Here is a 20,532-nt window from a genome sequence, read left to right on the forward strand (position 1 = left end):
TGGCCCTTCAGCCGGCGACCTGACGGCGCCTCATGCCGTCGACACCCGGCCGTTTTTCTCCGCAGGGGGAGAAGGCCGCCCGTTCCCTCACCCTGTCCCGTCCGTCCCCCGGCTCCCTCCCCTCATCCCCCTCATTCCCCCTCGTCCCGCCGGCCCCGCCACCTGGCCACCCTGCGCCCGGTCATCGCCGGGGCGGCGGACAGCAGGGCGACGTGGGCGGCGACGCACCCGTTACGATCGGCCCATTCGAGGCCGTCGTTCGTGGCCGCTGCCGGGAGGAAGAGATGGGCCTGTTCCGCCGAGGACCGAAGCGGGATCCCCGCGACCTGGCACGCGACGGGGAGTTCGGTTTCTTCTCCGAGCGCGAAGGCGGCGTCTTCAGATCGCAGGTCCGGCAGGCCTTCGCGGAACAGGGGCTCGAAGTCACCGCGTATGCGGGCGTGGTCACCGACTCCGCGGGCCGGCAGTTCGGCCTCGGCAACCTCGCCGCGGTGTGCCACCGCGACCGGCGCGGTGAGCGCAGCTGGCCCGCGCTGATCCGGGATCACGTCGGCAAGGTGCTCCGTACGATGGACGGCCCGCAGCCGCTGGAAATCCTCAGCTCCGACGAGATCCGAGCCTGCCTCTACCCCCGTGTGGTCGCCCAGGAGACCCTGCCCGCCTCCGATTCCTTCCGCTACGGCCGCGCACCGGCGCCGGGGCTGCGGGAAGTGCTCGCCCTCGATCTGCCCGAGGCGGTGCAGATGCTGAGCGAGGACTCCCTGACCGACCTCGGGGACGTGGCGGAGCTGCGGATCCGGGCGATGAACAACCTGCGCGCCCTGCCGGTCGAGGGGCACGAGACCGTGCGGCGCGGTGACGGCTCGGCGTTCGAGGTGCTGCTCGGCGACTCCTTCTTCACCGCGAGCCGGGTGCTGGTGCTGGACGAACTGGTGCAGCGGCTGATGGGCATCGAGCTCACCCCGGACGGTGCGCTGGTCGCCCTGCCCTTCCGCCACCAGCTGGCCTTCCACCGCATTCACGATGCCCAGGTCGTCCCGGCGTTGCAGGCCATGGCGCAGTTCGCGGCGGCCGGCCACGAGGACGCGGCGGGCGCCATCAGCCCCAGGGTCTTTTGGTGGCGCCGGGGCGTGATGACTCCGCTGAGCGAGCCCTCCGGCGGCGGGCTGCGGGTGATGGCGGACGCGGACTTCCAGGCGATGCTGGAGCGGTTGGTGCAGGACGACGCCTGAACGTCGTCCGGCGGCGGGGCTGGGGCGGGCCAGGGGTGTGCACACTCCGCACAAGATTTTCTTGCGGAAGTTTCACCGTGAGGGAACCCGAGGTGCCTTTCACCCGTTTTGAAGAGTGAGGCCCCACGCTCTCCCCCGTGCGTGGGGCCTCACTGTGTTCTCCGGCTTGCCCTGGCTCCTCCTCGGGGGTATTCCTGACGCCGGGCGGCCTCAGTCGCCGAGAGCCGCGCGTTCCTCGTCGGTGAACAGCCGCGAGCGGATCAGAAAGCGCACACCCTCCGGTGCCTCCAGGGAAAAGCCACTGCCCCGCCCCGGTACGACGTCCACCGTCAGATGGGTGTGCCGCCAGCGCTCGAACTGCTCCCCGGACATCCAGAACCCCACCGGCTCCGGCACGCCCTCCACGGTCAGCCGGGCCAGCAGCACATCCGACGATCCCGTACGGAACTCTCCGGCCAGGTAGCACATGGGGGCGCTGCCGTCACAGCAGCCGCCGGACTGGTGGAACATCAGCGGGCCGTGCCGGTCGTGCAGCAGACGCAGCAGTTCGGTGGCCGCCGCGCTGAGCGCGATCCGGGAAGCTCCCTCCGCAGCGGCGCCCCCGGCGGCCGCAGACGCCTCCTCGCCGCCGCTCATCAAAGCCGCCCCGGCTGTGTCGCGAAGCCGTTGACCTGCGGATTGTCGGTCTCTTGTCGGTACACGTGCCGTTCCTCTCCTGGCCGGGTCACCACGGACAGCGCTCCCGGGACGGCGGCGGGCCGGCCCGGCACGGACCGGATCACGGTCACCGAGATCATGGTGACCGAGCCGCCACGGAGGCAGTGCCTCAGTTAACCCCCTGCAACGTTGCGAGGTGGTTGCACACGACGGCGGGCCGCGGATCCGTCGGCGGTCTCCGGCCTCCCAAGATCCCCGCGGCCGTGCGGCGGGGGGGGCGGCCCGGATCCGTGTGCCCAGCTCAGGCAACCGCGGTGGGCATCGCAACGTCTCGAACAGCAGAGGCGCAAGACGAGAGTTGAGCAAGTGGTGACGTTCGGACATTCCCGCGATGCATGCGGTGACGACTGGCCGTTGGTGGGGCGCGAACGCGAGCTCGCCGCCCTCGATGCCGTGGCCGCCGAGGTCCTGTCCGGCCGGTCCCGCGTCGTCCAGCTCGAAGGGGCGGCCGGGGTCGGCAAGTCCGTCCTGTTGAGCGCCTGGTGGGAGCGGAACGATCAGTTCCGGGTGCTGCGGGCCCGCTGCCACCCCCTGGAGCGCGAATTCGCCTTCGGCGCGGTGCGACAGCTGTTCCGGCCCCTGCTGGCCGCGGCGTCCGAGGCCGACCGCGCCCGTCTCCTGGAGGGCTCCGCGGCGGCGACGCTCCGGGCGCTGGACGACGCCGCCGGCACGGAACCGCTGCCGGAGGCGGCCGATGTGACGGCGTCGACGCTGCAGGGACTCGACACCCTGGTCGCCCGGCTCTCCCGCCGGCAACCCCTGCTCCTGGCGGTCGACGCCCTGCAGTGGATCGACCAGCCGTCACTGCGCTGGCTGGTGCACTTCGCCGGACGGGCGGACAGCCGCCCCGTACTGATCGCGGTGACCACGCGGAGCGCCGAGGTCAGACGGCTCGATCCGCTGCTCGCCGAGCTCGTCCGTCCCGCGAACTGCCAGACCCTCGTGGTGGAGCCGCTGGACATCGCCGGTGTGGCACAGCTGGTGCGGACGCTCTGGGGCGCGGAGGAACCCGATGACGCCTTCTGCGCCGCCGCTCACGCCGCCACGGGCGGGCACCCGCTGTTCGTCCGCGCCCTGCTCCACCAGGCTCAGCGCAGCGGGGTGCGGCCGACCGCGTCCTTCCGGGACCGGATCCCCACAGTCATGCTGTCGACGCTCGCCGGGGAGATCTCGCACCGCCTCTGCCAGGCGTCCGGCGAGGTGGTGGAGCTGGTGCGGGCACTGGCGTTACTGGGCGACCGCAAGCCCCCGGAGCTGCTTGCCGCCTACTGCGGAACGGGGCGTGCGGTGGTGCTCTCCGCGGCCCAGGACCTGCGGTCGCTGGGCCTGCTGCGTGCGGACGGCGACCTCCGCTTCACCCATCCTGTCGTCCGCGACACGGTGCTCGGGATGCTGTCGCCCGAGGAACTCGGTGCCGGTCATGCGCGGGCGGCCCAGGTGTCCTGCCTCAGCGGACGTCCCGACGAGGAAGTCGCGGCCCATCTGCTGGCGGCCGGTCCCGTACACGGCTCCTGGGTCCTGCCGGTGCTGCGCAGAGCGGCCGGCCAGGCCCTGCACCGCGGCGCACCGGAGACGGCCGTGACCTATCTGCGCGCCGCCCTGCACCAGCCGCTGGACGATGCCGAGCGCGCCCGGGTGCTCCTGGAACTGGGCACCGCGGCCAGCCACTACGATGCCGCGCTGGCCATCTCCTGCGTCACCGGCGCGCTCGAGGAGCTGACCGACGAAACGGCCCGCAGCGACGCGCTGGGCGTGCTCGCCTACTCGCTGCTCCTCTCCCGCGGCTCCCGTACGGACCTGTCGGATGTGGACCGGAAGATCGCGGCCCTGTGCGACCGGCGCACGGCGGACTCCGGGGCCGCCGACCGCGAACTGGCGCTGCGGATGGGGGCGCTGCGCGCATGGATGGAGTTCGAGCGGCCGTCCGTCACCGGCCCGGCACCGGCGCCGTCCCCCGGCACGGACGACGACCCGGCCGACCGCACCGCGGGAGAGCGCCAACTGCTCGCCATTCGCGCCTTCCGCGCCCTGCGCGCCGCCCTCCCCGCCCCGTACGTCGCCGGTCTCATCGAGCGCGCGTCCGTCAATCTGCCGGCGTTCTCCCACGATCTGTTTCCGCTGCACTACTTCGTCGCCCAGACGCTGCTGTACCTCGACGAGCTCGATACCGCCGACCAGCTCAACCGCCATCTGACCCGGGAGATCTCGGGCCGGGGCATGGAACTGCTCGTCTCCTCCCTGATGCTCTACCAGGCAGGGCTGGCGCTGCGCCGAGGGAACATCACCGAAGCGCTCGCCACCGCTGAGACCGCCGCTGACCGGGCGTCCTCCACCGGGCGGCTCCCGTACGCACTGACCCTGGACACCCTCAGGATCGACGCCCTCCTCGCCCAGGGCCGGACCGAGGCGGCCGAGCGGATCGCGGGCGCCCATGCCGTGGCCGGGCAGGCGGAAGTGGCGTGGGAGCGGCCCCGCTTCCTCATGAGTCTGGCAGCGCTGCGGATCGCTCAGGGCAATCCGCGGGCGGGGCTCTCGCTGCTCCGCGAGTGCGGCCACCACTGCGAGGCCGCGGGGACCGTCAGCCCCGCGATGGCTCCCTGGCGCTCCCGCTCCGTGGCCGCCCATCTCGCCCTGGGGGACACCGCGTCGGCCCGTGCGCTGGCCGAGCAGGAACTCGACCTCGCCCGGCGCTGCCGGATCCCACGGGCCCTCGGGGTCGCGCTGCGGGTGACGGGGCTCGCCACGAGCGGTCCTCAGGGGCTGGACCTGCTGGCCGAGGCCGTCGACGTACTGGGCCCGGCCCCCGCCCGCCTCGAACTCGCCCGCGCCCTGGACGCCTTCGGGGCCGCCCTGCTGCACCGCGACGACAAGCGGGGCGCCAGGAGCGCCTTGCGCCGCGGGCTGGACCTCGCCGTGGGGTGCGGTGCCACGGTGCTCGCCGCGCGTCTGCAGGAGCGGCTGCACCTCGCCGGCGGGCGGGTCGGCAGAGCAGGGGGCGCGGGGGCGCTGACCGCGGGGGAGGAGCGCGTCGGCACCCTGGCCGCACAGGGCTACAGCAACAAACAGATCGCCGAACTGCTCGTCGTCTCGCTGCGGACCGTGGAAACCCATCTGACCGGCGCCTACCGCAAGCTCGGGATCGCGGGACGCCCGTATCTGGCGGCGGCCATGGCGGCCGCGGACCGCTCGCGTCAGGGGAGCGGCACGGCGGATTCCTGACGCGCGGTTCCGGGACGCGTGTGCCCGGCCGGACCCGAAAGGCCCCTCGCCTTCTGGCGGGGGGCCTTTCGGCATCCCGGCGGGTCGCGTCGCCAGGCCTGTGGTCGGGCAGGGGCGAAAGCCGTGGTTCTCGTGGTCCGGTGCCGTGGTGTCCCGATTCCCGGGGGGCTTCTCGTGGTTACCCCCGGTCCCTTTCTCCGGGTACCGAAGTCTTAGCCCGAACCAATTGATTCGGCCGTCTTCTCATGACTTACTCAGATCTCACGACGTCGCATTCTTCCGATGTCGCAGGAGAGTTCAAGAGGGAGTGGCAACCGTGAGGTTCAATCATCGGGCCGCATTCGGTCTTCTCGCGGCGGGCGCCGCAAGCCTGTCGGCGGTGTTCACCGCCCCCGTCGCCCATGCGGATTCGAACCACTACATTCAGATCACCAATCACGCCGGAATTCTCGCCAACACCTGTTACAAGTGGCGTGATGTCGAGGGCAAGGACTACTGCCACAATGTCCGTCCGGTGAACGACACCTGGCAGGCGTATTTCCCCGACGGCGCGACCGGCGCAAAGATCGACCTCAGCACCAGCATCGTGGACTACGCCACGAGAGACAGCGCCGCCGTATTCGACACCAGCAAGAACCACTGCTTCGAAATCACGGGCCTCGTCGACCGGCCCAAGCTCACGGAAATCGGCTGCTGAAGGCAGCAATCGGGGAAGTGCCGCCGTCGCGGTCTCCCGTGAACCGGGTTCCACTGTCCCGGGCCCCCACTCACAGAGCGAGGAATACGTTGATCTCCACATCCGCATCCCGCATCGGTATCGCCCTCGGTGCCGTCACCGTCGCGCTTGCCCTGACGACGCCCACGGCGTCGGCCGCCGATTCCACCGACATCAACGGTCACACGAACACCTGGCTGCAGGAGGGCAGCCCCTCCGTCACCTACGACAACGGATACCAGGTGAACTCCGCTGACGAAGTCAAGCGGGCCATGGACCAGTGCAACAGCAGTGGTGTGTCCTGCACGGCGACGACCGTGGAGTCCAAGAACGTGACGAAGTGGTTCGACGTGGAGAACACCGTCATGGGCGTGGGACCCATTCAGAACTGCAGCGGAGGACAAGGGGAAATCAACCAGACCCTCAGCGGGAGCAAGACCTTTACCTGGGGCTGGAACGTCGGCGTCAACGTCGATATCACCCTCGTCAAGGACAAGCTGGGAGTGGGGGCCTCCGCGCAGTACAGCGAGACCAATGCCGAGGCGAAGAGCGGTGACGTCCGGATCACCATCAAGCCGGGGCGGAAGGGGATGCTGAAGCTGGGCCACGACATGGAGCAGCGCGTCTCCGATGTGCGGATCCAGGGCGGCGAATTCGGCGGCGCGAAGATCACGGGTCTGCGCACCGAGATACCCCTCAGTGCGGCGGCGCGGGCGGACACCGATGAGGTCGCATGCGGCGGAAAGCTGATGAACGGCAGCTGAGCCGCCGGCCCCCTCGTCAACCCTCTCTGAAGGAGCACTCCGTGCGGAAAATCAAAAAGTCGGCGGCGTACGGTGCCGCCGCCCTGGGGCTCGCGCTGGCCGGTGCCGTCATGACGGCACCGTCGGCCGCCGCGGCGGGCTCGGGCAATTACATCGGGTTCACCAACAACGGCTGGTTCCTGGTCGACACCTGCTACCACTGGCAGGGCTCGTCGACCTCGGATTCGTGCGACTACGCGAAGCCCAAGGGCACCGACTGGCGGGTGGAGATCCCCGCCGACGCCCAGGGCGTCCGGCTCGAAGTGACGGTGGCGGCCCAGATCGGGGGCGGCAATGTGACGCCGCAGATCACGGACCTCAAGCGCGGCCACTGTTACGAGCTGAGCGGCTACACCTTCGACCCGAAGATCACCGAAAAGACCTGTTAGAGCATGTCCGGATCAGTGAAGCGAGAGGCGCATTCCCGTATGCGAAGCAGAAGGCGTTCCCTGGCCTGTGGTGCCGCGGCACTCGGACTGGCGCTGGCCGGCGCGGCACTGTCCGCGCCGTCCGCCGCTGCCGCCTCGGACAATTACATCGCGTTCGAGCACAACGCAGGCTCCCTCATCGACACCTGCTACGAGTGGAAGGGCCCGGCGGGCATAGAGAGCAAGAACTACTGCCAGCACGACCGGCCGATCGGGACCAGCTGGAAGGGGTACTTCCCCGCCGAAGCGACGGGGGTCACGGTCACCGTCTACTGGACGGGCGGCTCCAAGCCCCTGTACATCAACGAGGCCGACAAGAACCACTGTTACAAGCTCGAAGGCACTCTGGTGTCCGGGATCCACGTCCTCGACGTCGCCTGCTGAGCGACTTCCCGGGGCCCGTCGGCGCGTTCCGCCGGCGGGCCCCGCCGCATGCCCGCGCACGGGTTCACGGGGTGAGCCGCGTCTCACCCGGGCGGTGCCCACTTGTCTATGCAACAAGTTGCATAGAAGGATTCGGGGCATGGCGCTCGACCACGCGATCCTCGTCTCCCTGCTGGAGAAGCCGGGCTCCGGCTATGAGCTGGCCCGGCGGTTCGACCGGTCCATCGGATACTTCTGGACCGCCACCCACCAGCAGATCTACCGCGTCCTCAAGCGCATGGAGAGCGACGGCTGGGTCGATGTCCGTGAGGTGCCGCAACAGGCCCGGCCGGACAAGAAGGAGTACTCCGTCGCCGCCCCGGGCCGGGCCGCGCTCTCCGGATGGCTCCACGAGCCGATCGAACCCGAGAGCGTCCGGCACGACCTCGCCGTGAAGATCCGCGGCGCGGCGTTCGACGACCCGGCCGCGCTGATCCGTGAGGTCGAGCGCCACCACCAGGCGCACACCGACCGGCTCGCGCACTATCTCGCGGGGGAGCGGCGGGACTTCACCGGTCCCGAGGCCCCCGCCACCCCCGACGCCGGACAAGAGCTCCAGCATGTCGTGCTGCGCGGCGGCATCGCCTACGAGCGGATGACCCTCGCCTGGCTCGACGACGTGCTCGCCACCCTCCACCGGCTCGCCGAGCTCCACGGAGGCGGCCCCGGGCGCTGAACCGGCGCCCGCGCACCACCGCCCGCCGGCCCCCGGCCCGTCCCTGAAGCTTCCCGCCACCACCCGCAACCCGACCAGGAAAGGCGACCATCCATGACCGACCAGCTGCTGTTCAACCCCCGCACCTACGACCCGGCGCACTTCGACCCCGAGACCCGCAGGCTGCTGCGTGCCACCGTCGCCTGGTTCGAGGACCGCGGCAAGCGCAAGCTGATCGAGGACTACCGATCCCGCGCCTGGCTGGCGGAGTTCCTTGAGTTCTCCGCCAAGGAAGGGCTGTTCGCGACCTTCCTCACCCCGGCCTCCGCCGCCGACGGGCAGCCCGACAAGCGCTGGGACACCGCCCGGATCGCCGCCCTCAACGAGATCTTCGGCTTCTACGGGCTCGACTACTGGTACGCCTGGCAGGTCACCATCCTCGGGCTCGGCCCGGTCTGGCAGAGCGACAACGCCACCGTGCGGGCCCGCGCGGCCGAACTCCTCGCCCAGGGTGAGGTGTTCGCCTTCGGCCTGTCCGAGAAGGCCCACGGCGCCGACATCTACTCCACCGACATGCTGCTGGAGCCCGACGGTGACGGCGGCTTCCGCGCCAGCGGCTCCAAGTACTACATCGGCAACGGCAACGCCGCCGGACTCGTCTCCGTCTTCGGCCGCCGCACCGACATCGAGGGCCCGGACGGCTATGTCTTCTTCGCCGCCGACAGCCGCCACCCCGCGTACCACCTGGTGAAGAACGTCGTCGACTCCTCCAAGTACGTCAGCGAGTTCCGCCTCGACGACTACCCGGTCGGCGCGGACGACATCCTGCACACCGGCCGGGCCGCCTTCGACGCCGCCCTCAACACCGTCAACGTCGGCAAGTTCAACCTCTGCACCGGTGCGATCGGCATCTGCGAGCACGCGATGTACGAGGCGGTCACCCATGCACGAAACCGCATCCTCTACGGCCGTCCCGTCACCGCCTTCCCGCACGTGCGCCGCGAGCTGACCGACGCCTACGTCCGCCTCGTCGGAATGAAGCTGTTCAGCGACCGCGCCGTCGACTACTTCCGCTCCGCCGGACCCGACGACCGCCGCTACCTCCTCTTCAACCCGATGACGAAGATGAAGGTGACCACCGAGGGCGAGAAGGTCATCGACCTGATGTGGGACGTCATCGCGGCCAAGGGCTTCGAGAAGGACACCTACTTCTCCCAGGCCGCCACCGAGATCCGCGGCCTGCCGAAGCTGGAGGGCACGGTCCACGTCAACCTTGCCCTGATCCTCAAGTTCATGGGCAACCACCTGCTGAACCCGGCCGAGTACGAGGCGGTGCCGACCCGCCTCGACGCGGCCGACGACGCGTTCCTCTTCCGGCAGGGACCGGCCCGCGGCCTGGGATCGGTCCGCTTCCACGACTGGCGCGCCGCCTTCGACGCCTACGCCGAGGTGCCCAACGTCGCCCGCTTCCGGGAGCAGGCAAACGCCCTGTGCGAGTTCGTCACCACCGCCGCCCCCGACGAGGACCAGAGCCGTGACCTCGACCTCCTGCTCGCCGTCGGCCAGCTGTTCGCGCTGGTCGTGCACGGCCAGCTGATCCTGGAGCAGGCGCGCCTGACCGGCCTCGACGCCGATGTCCTCGACGAGCTGTTCGCCGTCCTCGTCCGCGACTTCTCCGCGCACGCCGTCGAACTGCACGGCAAGGATTCGGCCACCGCGGCGCAGCAGGAGTGGGCGCTCGGCGCGGTGCGGCGTCCGGTCGTCGACGAGGCCCGCTCGACGCGCGTCTGGGAGCGTGTCGAGGCACTGGCCGGGGCGTACGAGATGGCGCCGTAACCCCCTCAGCCGATTGTGGACCAGCGGGTTCGGCCGGTGCCTCCAGGTGCCGGCCGAGCCCGCCGCTCCTGCCACCCGAGCACCGGAGGCCGCATCCCGTAGGCTCGATGGATGGCGAAATACTTCGATGTGCACCCCGACAATCCCCAGCGGCGCACCATCAGCACCGTGGCCGAGAGCATCCGCTCCGGTGCGCTCATCGCGTATCCGACGGACTCCTGCTTCGCACTGGGATGCCAGCTGGGCAGCCGCGACGGCATCGACCGGATCCGGTCGATCCGCAACCTCGACGACCGTCACCACTTCACCCTGGTGTGCCAGAACTTCGCTCAGCTGGGCCAGTTCGTGCACGTCGACAACGATGTGTTCCGCGCGGTCAAGGCGGCGACGCCCGGCAGCTACACCTTCATCCTGCCCGCGACGAAGGAGGTGCCGCGCCAGCTGATGCACCCCAAGAAGAAGACCGTCGGGGTCCGGATCCCGGACCATGTCGTCACCCAGGCCCTGCTCGCGGAACTGGGGGAGCCGCTGCTCTCCAGCACCCTGCTGCTGCCCGACGAGGAAGAGCCGATGACGCAGGGGTGGGAGATCAAGGAACGGCTCGACCACGTGGTGGACGCAGTGATCGACTCGGGCGAGTGCGGCACCGAGCCGACCACCGTCATCGACTTCTCCGGTGACGGCCTGGAGATCGTCCGCCGCGGAGCCGGCGACCCCGCGCGCTTCGAGTAGCGGATTCCCGCGCAGCACCGCCACCCCGTACACCCGGGTTCCACGGCTGCCTTGACCGACGAGCGGCCCTTGTCCGGGTGACGGTCATTCACTACGTACATCCAAGACATGTGCTAAGAAGCACCTGGCATTGCATGGCTTGGGGGCGAAGTGATGGCTTCATTCGAAGGTTTGCTGGTGGGGCGTGCGGCGGAGTTGGCGGAGCTGTCCAGGCTGGTGGAGTCCACGCTCGCGGGGGAGGGGCAGGCCGCGTTCGTCGTGGGTGAGGCCGGTCTCGGGAAGACTGCGGTGCTCGAGCGGGCCGCGGCGGCCGCGGAGCGCAGGGGCCTGCGGGTGCTGCAGGGGGGTGCCCAGGAGCGGGAGCAGGAATGTCCGTTCTCCTTCATATCGGGCTGCTTGAAGCTCGAGGACTTCCCCTCGGATCCCCGGCGTGCCCAGGTCGCCGAGGTGCTGCGGGGCGATGCCCGCTACGGTCTGCCGGGCGCCAGGAGCGAGACGGCCGGGGCGTATGCCGCGACGCTCGAGGCGATCATCGGGCTGGTCGAGGACTTGTGCGCACAGGGGCCGCTGGCGCTGTTCCTCGACGGCCTCCAGTGGGCGGACTCGGCGAGCGTGGCAGTGCTGCACAAACTGGTGGGTTCGGTGCATCAGTTGCCGCTTCTGGTGGTGGGTGCTCACCGGCCCGTGTCCGGGGTCGGGGAAGTCGACCAGCTGTCACGGAGCCCGATCGCGGGACATCGCACCCTGCTGGAGCTGGCTCCCCTCGATACGGAGGCCGTGCCGGCTCTGCTGGCGGACCTGTGCGGCCGGCCGGCCGGTCCGCGACTGCTGCGCATGGCCGAGGGGGCCGCCGGCAACCCGCTGTACCTCACCGAGTTGATCGCCGCGCTGCGGCGCGATCAGGCCATCGGGACCGGTGAGGCCACGGCGGAGATCGCCGCCGGCTGCACGCTGCCCTCGCTGACCACACTGGTGACGCACCGGCTCCGCTACCTGCGTGAAGACGCGCTGCAGGTACTGCGCGTCGCCTCCGTACTGGGCGCCGGTTGCACCACCGCCGAACTCGCAGCGGTGGTGGACCTTCCGCTGCGCGACCTGCTGGCCGTCATGACGGAGGCCGAGGCAGCCGGGGTGCTGAGGGACACCGGCCCATGCCTGCGCTTCCGGCACGAGCTCATCCGGCATGCCTTGTACGACGCCGTGCCGGGGTCGGTCCGGGCCATGCTGCACATGAGAGCGGCGCAGTGTCTGGCCGAGGCCGGGGCGGCTGCCGAACGCGTTGCCGAGCACCTCCTGGACGGGCTGCCGAGCCCGGACTTCCTGATCACATGGCTGGAAGGATCCGCGGCACGGCTCACCACGCGGGCACCGGCCATGGCCCTGCGGCTGCTCACCACGGCGCTGGAACTCGGCGACCCCACGGACGCCGGGTACGCAGGCCTCCGGCTGCACCACGCCCTTGCCCAGCTTTCCTGCGGTCTCCTCGCCGAGGCGGAGGAGAGCGCCCGCTGCGCCCTGGCCAAGGCGCCTGACCCCGGGTGGGAATGCCTGATGCGCTGGATCGTCATCCAGGCCGCGTTCGCCCGTGGCCGGCCTGACCTGGCGCTGGCGGAGACGCGGGCCGGAAGCCGGAGCCCGGACGTACCGGCGATCGAGGCGGTCCGGCTCCAGTCGTTCGGCGCGGTGTGTCTCTTCGCACTGGGCGACATCGCCGAAGCCGGCGCGCTCGCCTCACGTGTCCGGCGCGCCGCCGACAAGGCCGGTGACAGCCAGGCCCTGGCCGGCGCCCTGCACGTACTGGCAGCCAAGCGATTCCTCGAAACGCCTGACGCCGAAGCGGTGGAACTCGCGCGGCAGGCGTCCCGCCTCACGCCCGAGACCGTGCACCCGGCGCAGTGGATGGGGCTGCAACTCGCCCTGGTGAACTACTACGTCGATCTCGATCTGGGGCACGACGCCCAGCGGACCCTCGCCGCCATCCGCATCCCTGCGGAGCAGACCGCAGGGATGTTTCTGCCCTGGTACCACCTGTCCTGCGCGCTCCTCGCGTTTCACACGGGGCGCTGGGACGATGCGCTGGCGGAGATCACCTCAGGTCTCGACTGCGGAGGCCAGGACGCGCTGAGCCGGGCGCTGCGGGCGCTGGCGGCATTGATCGCCGTGCACAGAGGCAGGCGCCCCCTCGCCGAAGCACATCTGACCGCTCTGCTGCCCGAGGGCGACAACTCGACGGTCGCTGCCTTCTACGAGTACCTGCCGTTGTGCGCCGACGTCCTTCTGGACGAGGCGCGGGGCGATGCCCGGCGCGCCTACTCCCGGCTCGCCGAGGCGTTCGACAGCGGTGTCGGCCATCTGCCGGGCCAGCTGATCCTCAGCTTCCTGACACCTGATCTGGTCCGCCTCGCCCTGGCCCAGGGAGACCGTGCGAACGCACAGCGATACGCCGCCGCCGCGCAACGGCGCGCCGACCACAGCGGCGGCCTCTACCACCTCGGTGACGCCTACCGCTGTCAAGGTCTGCTGAGCGGGGACCCGGATCTGCTCATGGAAGCGGTCCGCTGCTACCGCAACGCTCCGCGGCCACTCAGTGCGGCACAGGCCCTTACCGATGCGGCGGAAATGCTGGCCCGTGGAGGGCGTCCGGCCGAGGCCCGCGTCCTGCTCGATGAGGCGCTGGACACCTTCACGCAGCTGGGCGCGGTCCGGGACGTGGCCCAGGCGACGTCCCGGCTGCGTGCGGTCGCTGTCCGCCGGGGATCGCACCGGCCCCGGGCCGGCCTTCGCGACGGCTGGGAAGCCCTGACCCACACCGAACGCCTGGTTGCGGAGCATGTGGCCGAAGGGTGTTCCAATCCCGAGATCGCGGGCCGGCTGTCCATCGCCCGGAGCACCGTCAGCACCCATGTGTCCAGCATCCTCAGAAAGCTGGCGATGACCTCACGGGTGGAAATCGCCGCGGAGGTGACCCGACGGCAGAAGTCCGGGCGGTCTCCGTCGCAGGGCTGACCCCTCGGCGCTCGACGCGTTGTTCCCCGGCTCCGTTCGGGGGAGCCGGGGAACGGTCCGACGGCCTGCCGTCAGATCACGCGGCGGAGCGCACCCGGATCACGAGGGGAGTGCACCGTACGGTCACCGGTTGTTGACGCACTCCGCAGCGGGGCTGTCGCTCGTGCACAGCACCAGGTTGCTGCTGAGGCTGTCGGTGCCGTCCTTGGCGGGGATGGTGGCGGTGCCGTCGCCGGACCAGGTGTCGCCGAGATCGTTGGTGAACGTCCACTTACCCGTCACGGTCTTCATCAGCTGGCCTCGCATCGCCCAGCTGTAGTTGCCCGGCTTCACGGATATCTTGTTCGCGTCGCTCACGGTGTCGGTCTGGGTCCAGGAGTGCTCGTAGCGTGCGGTGAGCGCCGTACTGACCTTGGCCGTGACGAATTCGACGTTGACCCCGACCTCGCTGGTGACGGTGAGGGAGGTGCCCACCGTATTGGTCTGGGACGTGGTCTGCGTCCAGGTGATGGTCCGTTCCCCGGGGTCGGTGCTGTTGTTCCACACGTTGGAGCTGACCCGCTGCAGGTTCCCCACGGACGCCACGCTGTCGCCGGTGACCTCGTAATCGCACGACTTGACGGCGCCGGCACCGGTGCTGCACTGCTTCAGGGCGTACGCGGTGGCCAGGTCCGCGAGGGTGGGGCCGGTGTACTCCGGGCCGGGCGTCGGACCGATGGTCCACTCCTGGTTGCTGCCACCGTTGCAGTCGTGGATACCCACGGTCGTGCCGTCGTTGCTGCTTCCCCCGAACACATCCATGCACTTGTCGGTGTTGACGTTCCGGATCAGGTAGTAGCCGTCACCACCGTTCGAGGGCTGCAGATACCAGTTCTGCTTCTTGTTCTTCTGGTCGCAGTACCGCGGCTCGACGAGGTGGCCGTTGTCGGTGTTGAAGTCGACGCACTTCTGCGTCTTGTCGTTGCGGATCAGGAAACTTCCGTCCCCGTTGGGAAGGATGCTCCAATGCGCCATCGGCGACTTGTTGATGACCATTTCCGTCCCGTAGTCCGGCGAGTCCTTCGCCAGATCCAATGACGCCGCAAGACCGTCGCCCTGGGGCAGGCGCGGCGACAGGGACAGGCCGGTCATGGCGGGGGTTTCCGCGTGAGCCGTTCCGGTCGTGAGCGGAGAGACTGACGTGGCGAGGGTGGCGAAGGCGACCGCGGCGAATGCGGCCATCGTCCGCCGCACTGGCCCGTGGGGGGTCGGCTCGGTGATCATGTTTATTCGGTTCTCCTTGGGCAGTTCTTGCCTGGGGGGCGGTTTGGCAACCGGCCCTCTTGCCGTGGCAACGCGCCGTCCGGACAGGGCAGGAAGCGCCCCGTCCCTGGCTGTGGCCCCTGCTGCGGCGGAGTCAACGTACGGGTCCCGGCGCGGCGTTACATCCGTCAACTGACGGAGGGCTTGCGCACGAGGGTGCTCGCGGCGGTGTTCTCGCTCTGCGCCGCCTCGCTACGGCCCGGCGGCGAAGGGCCGTGTACGGGCGATGAGCAGGGCGACGTCATCCGGGTCGTCGGGCCGCCGGAGGTCGCTGAGGAGCCGGTCGCAGGTCTCTTCCAGGGAACGGCCGGGAGCGTCGAGCAGACGGAGCAGCGTGTCGAGGCGTTCGTCGATGGGGTGATGGCGGGTTTCGACCAACCCGTCGGTGTACAGCACGAGTTGGTCGCCGGGGCCGAGCCGGAAGGTGGTGGTCTCGAAGGGGACGCCGCCGACTCCGAGCGGGGTGCCGGTGGGCAGGTCGAGGAGTTCGGGGCGCTTGCCGCTGCGGACGAGGACGGGCGGCAGATGGCCGGCGGTGGCGATATGGCATTCGGCGCGATGCGGATCGTGGACGGCGTAGACACAGGTGGCGATGTAGTGCTCCAGCCCTGAAGTGATCTTGTCGAGGTGCTGGAGGACCTGGTCGGGGTCGAGATCGAGGTCGGCGAAAGCACTGGTGGCGGTGCGCAGGCGGCCCATGGTGGCGGCGGCGTCGATACCGCTGCCCATGACGTCGCCCACGACCAGTGCGGTCTTGTCCCCTTCGAGCGGAAGGACGTCGTACCAGTCGCCGCCGATCTCGTAGGTGGCCTGCGCGGGCCGGTACCGGGAGGCGATCTGCAGACCGGGAAGCTGGGGCGGATGGTCGGGGAGCAGGCTGCGCTGCAGGGTCTCGGCGGCGTTGCGCACGCTCTGGTGCGACCGCGCGTTGTCGATGCAGACGGCGGCGCGGGAGGCCAGTTCGGCGGCGAGGGCCAGGTCGTCCTCGTCGAAGGGCAGCGGATTGCGGGCGCGGGTGAGCCCCAGGCAGCCGAGGATCTGGCCGCGGGCGGTGAGCGGGGCCAGCAGGTAGGAGTGCACCCCGGCGCGGGCCAGCAACGTGGCGGCGTGGCCGTCGCGGGCGATGCGCGTCAGATCGTCGTCATCCGCGTGCGAGACCAGGATCGGGCGGCCGGTGCGTACGCACTGGGTGGCCAGGCGGTCGGCGTCGTAGGCGGCGGTCTGGCCGGGAGGGTCGGCGGCCTGGAGGGCTTCGGTGGGATAGGCGCCCTTCACGGCGAGCGCGCGGAAGACCGCCGGGCCCTCGTCACGGGCCGGGCGGTGCTCGCCCAGGATGGAGTCGAGCACATCGACGGTGACCACGTCGGCGAGTTCGGGAACGGTGACCTCGGCCAGCTCCCGCGCGGTCTGTTCCACCTCCAGGGTGGTGCCGATACGGGCCGAGCCGTCCGCGATCAGGGCCAGGCGCCGCCGGGCCTCGCTGGCCTCCATGGCGGACTGATAACGGTCGGTGACGTCCACCACCAGGTCGGCCACCCCGAGAACCCGCCCTTGGGGATCCTCCAGCCGGTACAACGAGATGGACCAGGCGCGCTGGCGGTCCGGGTCGGAGGGGCTACGGCCGACGACGGTGGCCTGGTCGACCATGGGGACGCCCGTTTCGAGTACCTGCCGCATCGCGGTCTCGGGCACCTCGAACTTCGAGGCGGTCATGATCTCGCGGTAGCGCCGGCCGAGATGGTCTTCCGCGGGAATGCCGTGCATCCGTTCCAGCGCGGGATTGACGGCCACATAGCGCAGCTCGGTGTCGAGAATCGCCAGCCCGATGGGGGACTGGGAGATCAGCCGGGTGGACAGCGCGACATCCCGCTCCACCTCGCGGAGCGTCGGTGAGTCGGTGGCGAGCCCGAGGGCGTAGAAATCGCCGTGGTCGTCCGTCAGCCGCATATTGCGCAGCTCCACCAGCCGCGCCGCGCCGTCCTTGTGGCGGACGGGGAAGGTGCCGCCCCAGCTCCGGCCGGTCTCCATGACCTCGGCGAACTTCTTGATCACCAGATCCCGGTGCTCTTCGTGGATGAGCAGCGGCGCCGCGTACTGCCCGAGTGCTTCCTCGGCGGAGTAGCCGTACAGATCCGCGGCCTGCGGGCTCCACAGCACGATCCGTCCCTCGTCGTTCACCAGCACCGCGGCGACGGCGAGGAGGTCCATCAGCCCGCTCGGCTGCGACGACTTACCCACCGGCCCACCGGCACCGGCCGGCCCCGCCTCGTCTGCGCTCACCCCGGCACTCCTTCCGTCTGCCGGACCACGCGGGGTGTGCCCGCACCCCGTTCCGCGGCCTGACCTGCCCACGTGCCTTTGTGGCCTGCCCCTGGCAGGTGAGTGCTGTGGCTTCCATGGTCCCCCCGGATCGTCCGCCCGCATACTCGTCGACACAGTCGCCGCCGCCGTGCCCACGCGTCCGAGCGGCCCACGCGCCTCAAGCAGCCCCGCCGCTCAGCCCGGGAAAGACCGTGAGAAAGGCAAGCGGCGGCCGAGCTGCCCCGGTCCCCCTCCCTTGCCGCATTATCAAAACTTGCCGATCCGGCAATCGAGGATCAGAGTTGAAGCCACACTCATGCGAGATCGGAGCACACCGTGGTCGTTCTCGGAATCATTCTGCTCGTCGTCGGATTTGTGACCGGCATTTCCATCCTGTGGACCATCGGGATCATTCTCGCCGTCATCGGCGCGATTCTGTGGCTCCTCGGCGCGATGGGACACGCGGTCGCCGGCCGGAAGCACTACTGGTAGCACGACCGCACGGCCCCCGAAGCCGGTCAGTCCCCAGCAGCGGCCGGAACGGGAGCCCGTCGGCGTGCGAGCACGCCCAAGAACGCGGCGAGCGACAGGCCGAGCAGTGGCACCGCCCAGCCCACCACATCCGGTACCCCCAGAGGATCAGGAAGATCAGCGCCAGGGCGAGCGCGGCCAGCGCGAGCTGGTTGACGATGCCGAAGAGGGTGCCGGTGTGCAGGTCGATGCCGTAGCGGGTGAGCCCTCTGCCGTGCCGCTCCAGGGAGTCGGATAACCGGATGTGCGAGTTCCGGCGATGCGGTGCGAGGTGACCCACAGGGTCGCGATTCCTGTGTCCTTCACGTGGATCCCGCGCCGTGGGGATGCGGTAACGGCGATCTGGTGGCTCCCGTCAGGCGTGCCGCGGAGGGCCGTCAGCCATCCTCGCCGCCCCGTCCGCTCTCTGCGGAGTATCGGGAACGAGCCCGCTCCAGGGCTGCATCGAAGTCCCGCTGGGTGTCGTCGCACCAGTGCAGCAAGTCGGTGAGGATCCGCTGCAACGTCTCGCCGGGGCTACTGCGCCAGCCCTCACCCGAGAGTGTGTACGTCTGAAGGGCCTCGTTGGCCCGCTCCACCGCCGTGTCGTGCACCTTCGGACTTGCCACGTGCCACTCCCCTTCGACGAGATCCCTTACGCGCGACGACGGCAGGAACGCGGCACCGCGCGAAAAACTATAATGCACTGCAAAGTTACAGTAGAGGCCATCTTTGCTGGCTGCGGTCGGGGCGGCTCTCCGCGAGAGCCCGAGGCCTCTCCGCGCAGGGACAGGGGCGCAGACGCATGGCACGTGGGGTGGGAATGGCGGATACGGCACGCAGGGCGGATGCGACACGTATGGCAGGTGCGGCAGACATGGCTGCACCCCCGGGCGGGCTGCGCAGCGTGACGGCTGTCCGGTATGTGACCCCGTTGCGGAGCGGTGGCTCGGTCCCGGGCGTCGTCGAAGCCGACGATCTGGGCACCTACGTCGTCAAGTTCACCGGCTCGGCACAGGGGCGTAAGGCGCTGGTCGCCGAGGTCGTCGTGGGCGAGCTGGCCCGGCGACTCGGGATGCGCCTACCGGAGCTGGTCCGGGTGCACTTCGACCCGTCGGTCGCCGACGAGGAGCCGCACCAGGAGATCCGGGATCTGCTGCACTCCAGCGCGGGACTCAACCTCGGCATGGACTACCTGCCGGGAGCCGCCGACTTCACACCGGGCGCGCTGGAGGTCGACCCCGCCGAGGCCGCAAGGATCATCTGGCTGGACGCCTTCACCGCCAACGTGGACCGTACGGTGCACAGTCCGAACCTCATGGTCTGGCCGGCCTCCGGTCACCAGGAGCCCCGTCTGTGGCTCATCGACCACGGCGCCTCGCTCGTCTTCCACCACCGCTGGGAGGCCGCGGCGGACGCCGTCGGGAAGGCGTACCCCTTCCGGCACCACGTGCTCGGCTCCCGTGGTCCCGACATGGCGGCAGCGGATGCCGAACTCGCCCACCGTGTGACGCCGGAGTTGCTGCGCGAGGTCGTCACCGCCGTCCCGGACGAGTGGCTGGCCCACGAGCCGGGCTTTACGACTCCGGACGAGCTTCGCGACGCTTACGTCGCCCACCTCGCCGCTCGCGCGAAAATATCCACGCAATGGCTCCCCACGCATTTCCTCGGCCGCGAGCGAGCAGAAAGCCGCGAGACCGAAAACAAGGGAAATCTCTGAGGGAAACCGAGGAAACGGCTCTCGACGAGTTTGCCGCCGGCCGGGCGTCGGTCTGCTGCCGGCCGGGCGCCGGGTCTGCCGCCGGCCGCCGGTCTGCCGCCGGCCGGTCGTGGCCGCGGCGGCGGAGGGCTTCGGGAACCGCTGGGCCGACCTGGGTATCGGCACGGCACCCGACGGCAAGATCACTCTGTGCGGAGTTCTTAGACTTACCCCATGGCTGAAGGGCTGCGGGAACGCAAGAAACGGCAGACACGGCAACGCATCTCCGACGTGGCCCTCGGCCTGTTCGTGGAGCGGGGTTTCGACCGCGTCACCATCGCCGAGGTCGCGGCGGCCGCCGAGGTCTCGGTCAACACCCTCTACAACTACTACGAGGCCAAGGAAGACCTCGTCCTCCCACCGGACCAGGCCTCCCCGCAGCGGCTCGCCGACATCGTGCGCGCCCGGCAGCCCGGCGAGTCCGCCGCACGGGCGGTCCTCGCCCATCTGCGGGACGAACTGCGGCGCCGCGACCGCACGCTGGGCCTGACCGCAGGCTTCGGCCCCGTCTTCCACATGATGCGAGCGGCACCCACCCTCACGGCCCGACTGGAGGACCTCGGCCGGCAGATGACCGACGCACTCGCCACCGTTCTGGCCGAAGAGACCGGCGCAGGGCTGGACGACCCCACACCACGCTTGGTGGCAAGCCAGATCGGCTGGTTCCACTCGCTGGTCTATGCCGAGATCGGACAACGCATCGTCGCCGGCGAGAAGCCGGACACGATCGCGGAAGCCGTACTGGATCTCCTCGACCTCGTCGAGGGCCTGCTGAGCGAACAGGCTCTGGCGTACGCCACCCGTGCCACCCGCAAGGCGTGACGGAACGGGCCGGCGCGGGCGGCCGCCGCACCTACGGCGGCGGCCGCCCCGAGCGCAGCTCGGGTGCCCAGG

The 20,532-nt window shown here is 70.0% G+C and carries 17 protein-coding genes and 1 pseudogene; 13 read left to right on the top strand and 5 right to left on the bottom strand.

Translation table 11 applies throughout. The features are described from left to right. Positions 1 to 284: 284 nt before the first annotated feature. A complete protein-coding gene (locus tag CFW40_RS32340; RefSeq protein WP_088801290.1) occupies positions 285 to 1,232 on the top strand; it encodes a hypothetical protein in 948 nt (315 codons plus the stop codon). A 210-nt stretch (positions 1,233 to 1,442) separates the two neighbouring features. Here CFW40_RS32340 and CFW40_RS32345 read toward each other — a convergent pair whose 3' ends face one another. Continuing rightward, on the bottom strand, positions 1,443 to 1,868 hold the full coding sequence (locus CFW40_RS32345) for a DUF779 domain-containing protein (RefSeq protein WP_088801291.1): 426 nt from the start codon (positions 1,866 to 1,868) through the stop codon (positions 1,443 to 1,445). Positions 1,869 to 2,258: 390 nt separating this feature from the next. Here CFW40_RS32345 and CFW40_RS32350 point away from each other — a divergent pair, with 390 nt between their 5' ends. From CFW40_RS32350 to CFW40_RS32390, 9 genes are all read left to right on the top strand, one after another. Then, on the top strand, positions 2,259 to 5,168 hold the full coding sequence (locus CFW40_RS32350) for an AAA family ATPase (RefSeq protein WP_088801292.1): 2,910 nt from the start codon (positions 2,259 to 2,261) through the stop codon (positions 5,166 to 5,168). A 316-nt stretch (positions 5,169 to 5,484) separates the two neighbouring features. After that, positions 5,485 to 5,865, top strand: coding sequence for a hypothetical protein (locus tag CFW40_RS32355; protein WP_093491140.1), 381 nt, complete (start codon positions 5,485 to 5,487; stop codon positions 5,863 to 5,865). Between the two features lie 89 nt (positions 5,866 to 5,954). Continuing rightward, a complete protein-coding gene (locus CFW40_RS32360) occupies positions 5,955 to 6,647 on the top strand; it encodes a hypothetical protein (protein ID WP_088801294.1) in 693 nt (230 codons plus the stop codon). A gap of 41 nt (positions 6,648 to 6,688) precedes the next feature. Further along, positions 6,689 to 7,075 (top strand): hypothetical protein, encoded by a 387-nt coding sequence (locus CFW40_RS32365; protein WP_088801295.1) that lies wholly within the window; start codon positions 6,689 to 6,691, stop codon positions 7,073 to 7,075. A 39-nt stretch (positions 7,076 to 7,114) separates the two neighbouring features. Further along, on the top strand, positions 7,115 to 7,498 hold the full coding sequence (locus CFW40_RS32370) for a hypothetical protein (RefSeq protein WP_088801296.1): 384 nt from the start codon (positions 7,115 to 7,117) through the stop codon (positions 7,496 to 7,498). A 139-nt stretch (positions 7,499 to 7,637) separates the two neighbouring features. Further along, the gene (locus CFW40_RS32375; RefSeq protein WP_088801297.1) at positions 7,638 to 8,213 is read left to right on the top strand and encodes a PadR family transcriptional regulator; all 576 of its coding nucleotides are present in this window, start codon (positions 7,638 to 7,640) and stop codon (positions 8,211 to 8,213) included. A 93-nt stretch (positions 8,214 to 8,306) separates the two neighbouring features. Continuing rightward, entirely contained in the window at positions 8,307 to 10,028 is a 1,722-nt protein-coding gene (locus tag CFW40_RS32380) for an acyl-CoA dehydrogenase family protein (protein WP_088801298.1), read from the top strand. Between the two features lie 111 nt (positions 10,029 to 10,139). Continuing rightward, entirely contained in the window at positions 10,140 to 10,760 is a 621-nt protein-coding gene (locus CFW40_RS32385) for an L-threonylcarbamoyladenylate synthase (RefSeq protein ID WP_088801299.1), read from the top strand. 153 nt (positions 10,761 to 10,913) lie between these two features. Continuing rightward, on the top strand, positions 10,914 to 13,766 hold the full coding sequence (locus CFW40_RS32390) for an AAA family ATPase (RefSeq protein WP_088801300.1): 2,853 nt from the start codon (positions 10,914 to 10,916) through the stop codon (positions 13,764 to 13,766). Positions 13,767 to 13,889: 123 nt separating this feature from the next. Here CFW40_RS32390 and CFW40_RS32395 read toward each other — a convergent pair whose 3' ends face one another. Next, positions 13,890 to 15,029, bottom strand: coding sequence for an RICIN domain-containing protein (locus CFW40_RS32395; RefSeq protein ID WP_088801301.1), 1,140 nt, complete (start codon positions 15,027 to 15,029; stop codon positions 13,890 to 13,892). A gap of 231 nt (positions 15,030 to 15,260) precedes the next feature. Then, positions 15,261 to 17,348 carry a SpoIIE family protein phosphatase gene (locus CFW40_RS32400; protein WP_088801302.1) on the bottom strand — a complete coding sequence of 696 codons (2,088 nt, stop codon included), beginning with the start codon at positions 17,346 to 17,348 and terminating at the stop codon, positions 15,261 to 15,263. A 357-nt stretch (positions 17,349 to 17,705) separates the two neighbouring features. Between CFW40_RS32400 and CFW40_RS37350 the strand changes: the two genes are divergently transcribed. Continuing rightward, positions 17,706 to 17,861, top strand: a complete 156-nt coding sequence (locus CFW40_RS37350) for a DUF6131 family protein (protein ID WP_088801303.1) — start codon at positions 17,706 to 17,708, stop codon at positions 17,859 to 17,861. A 121-nt stretch (positions 17,862 to 17,982) separates the two neighbouring features. On the opposite strand, the pseudogene CFW40_RS39055 reads toward CFW40_RS37350, so the two are convergent. Beyond that, positions 17,983 to 18,180 (bottom strand): annotated as a pseudogene (locus CFW40_RS39055) (PepSY domain-containing protein); the annotation flags it as partial. Positions 18,181 to 18,277: 97 nt separating this feature from the next. Beyond that, on the bottom strand, positions 18,278 to 18,508 hold the full coding sequence (locus CFW40_RS32415; RefSeq protein ID WP_256331157.1) for a hypothetical protein: 231 nt from the start codon (positions 18,506 to 18,508) through the stop codon (positions 18,278 to 18,280). Positions 18,509 to 18,756: 248 nt separating this feature from the next. Here CFW40_RS32415 and CFW40_RS32420 point away from each other — a divergent pair, with 248 nt between their 5' ends. After that, entirely contained in the window at positions 18,757 to 19,599 is an 843-nt protein-coding gene (locus CFW40_RS32420) for a HipA family kinase (protein WP_088801305.1), read from the top strand. Positions 19,600 to 19,812: 213 nt separating this feature from the next. After that, on the top strand, positions 19,813 to 20,460 hold the full coding sequence (locus CFW40_RS32425) for a TetR/AcrR family transcriptional regulator (protein ID WP_088801306.1): 648 nt from the start codon (positions 19,813 to 19,815) through the stop codon (positions 20,458 to 20,460). The last annotated feature ends 72 nt before the right edge of the window (positions 20,461 to 20,532 follow it).

Origin of the sequence: Streptomyces sp. 2114.4, from assembly GCF_900187385.1 — a bacterium.
GTDB lineage: Bacteria > Actinomycetota > Actinomycetes > Streptomycetales > Streptomycetaceae > Streptomyces > Streptomyces mooreae.

Coding starts and splice junctions, on each gene's coding strand:
- CFW40_RS32340 (WP_088801290.1), top strand. CDS start 285: ATGGGCCTGTTCCGCCGAGGACCGAAGCGGGATCCCCGCGACCTGGCA.
- CFW40_RS32345 (WP_088801291.1), bottom strand. CDS start 1,868: ATGAGCGGCGGCGAGGAGGCGTCTGCGGCCGCCGGGGGCGCCGCTGCG.
- CFW40_RS32370 (WP_088801296.1), top strand. CDS start 7,115: ATGCGAAGCAGAAGGCGTTCCCTGGCCTGTGGTGCCGCGGCACTCGGA.
- CFW40_RS32375 (WP_088801297.1), top strand. CDS start 7,638: ATGGCGCTCGACCACGCGATCCTCGTCTCCCTGCTGGAGAAGCCGGGC.
- CFW40_RS32380 (WP_088801298.1), top strand. CDS start 8,307: ATGACCGACCAGCTGCTGTTCAACCCCCGCACCTACGACCCGGCGCAC.
- CFW40_RS32385 (WP_088801299.1), top strand. CDS start 10,140: ATGGCGAAATACTTCGATGTGCACCCCGACAATCCCCAGCGGCGCACC.
- CFW40_RS32390 (WP_088801300.1), top strand. CDS start 10,914: ATGGCTTCATTCGAAGGTTTGCTGGTGGGGCGTGCGGCGGAGTTGGCG.
- CFW40_RS32395 (WP_088801301.1), bottom strand. CDS start 15,029: ATGATCACCGAGCCGACCCCCCACGGGCCAGTGCGGCGGACGATGGCC.
- CFW40_RS32420 (WP_088801305.1), top strand. CDS start 18,757: ATGGCTGCACCCCCGGGCGGGCTGCGCAGCGTGACGGCTGTCCGGTAT.
- CFW40_RS32425 (WP_088801306.1), top strand. CDS start 19,813: ATGGCTGAAGGGCTGCGGGAACGCAAGAAACGGCAGACACGGCAACGC.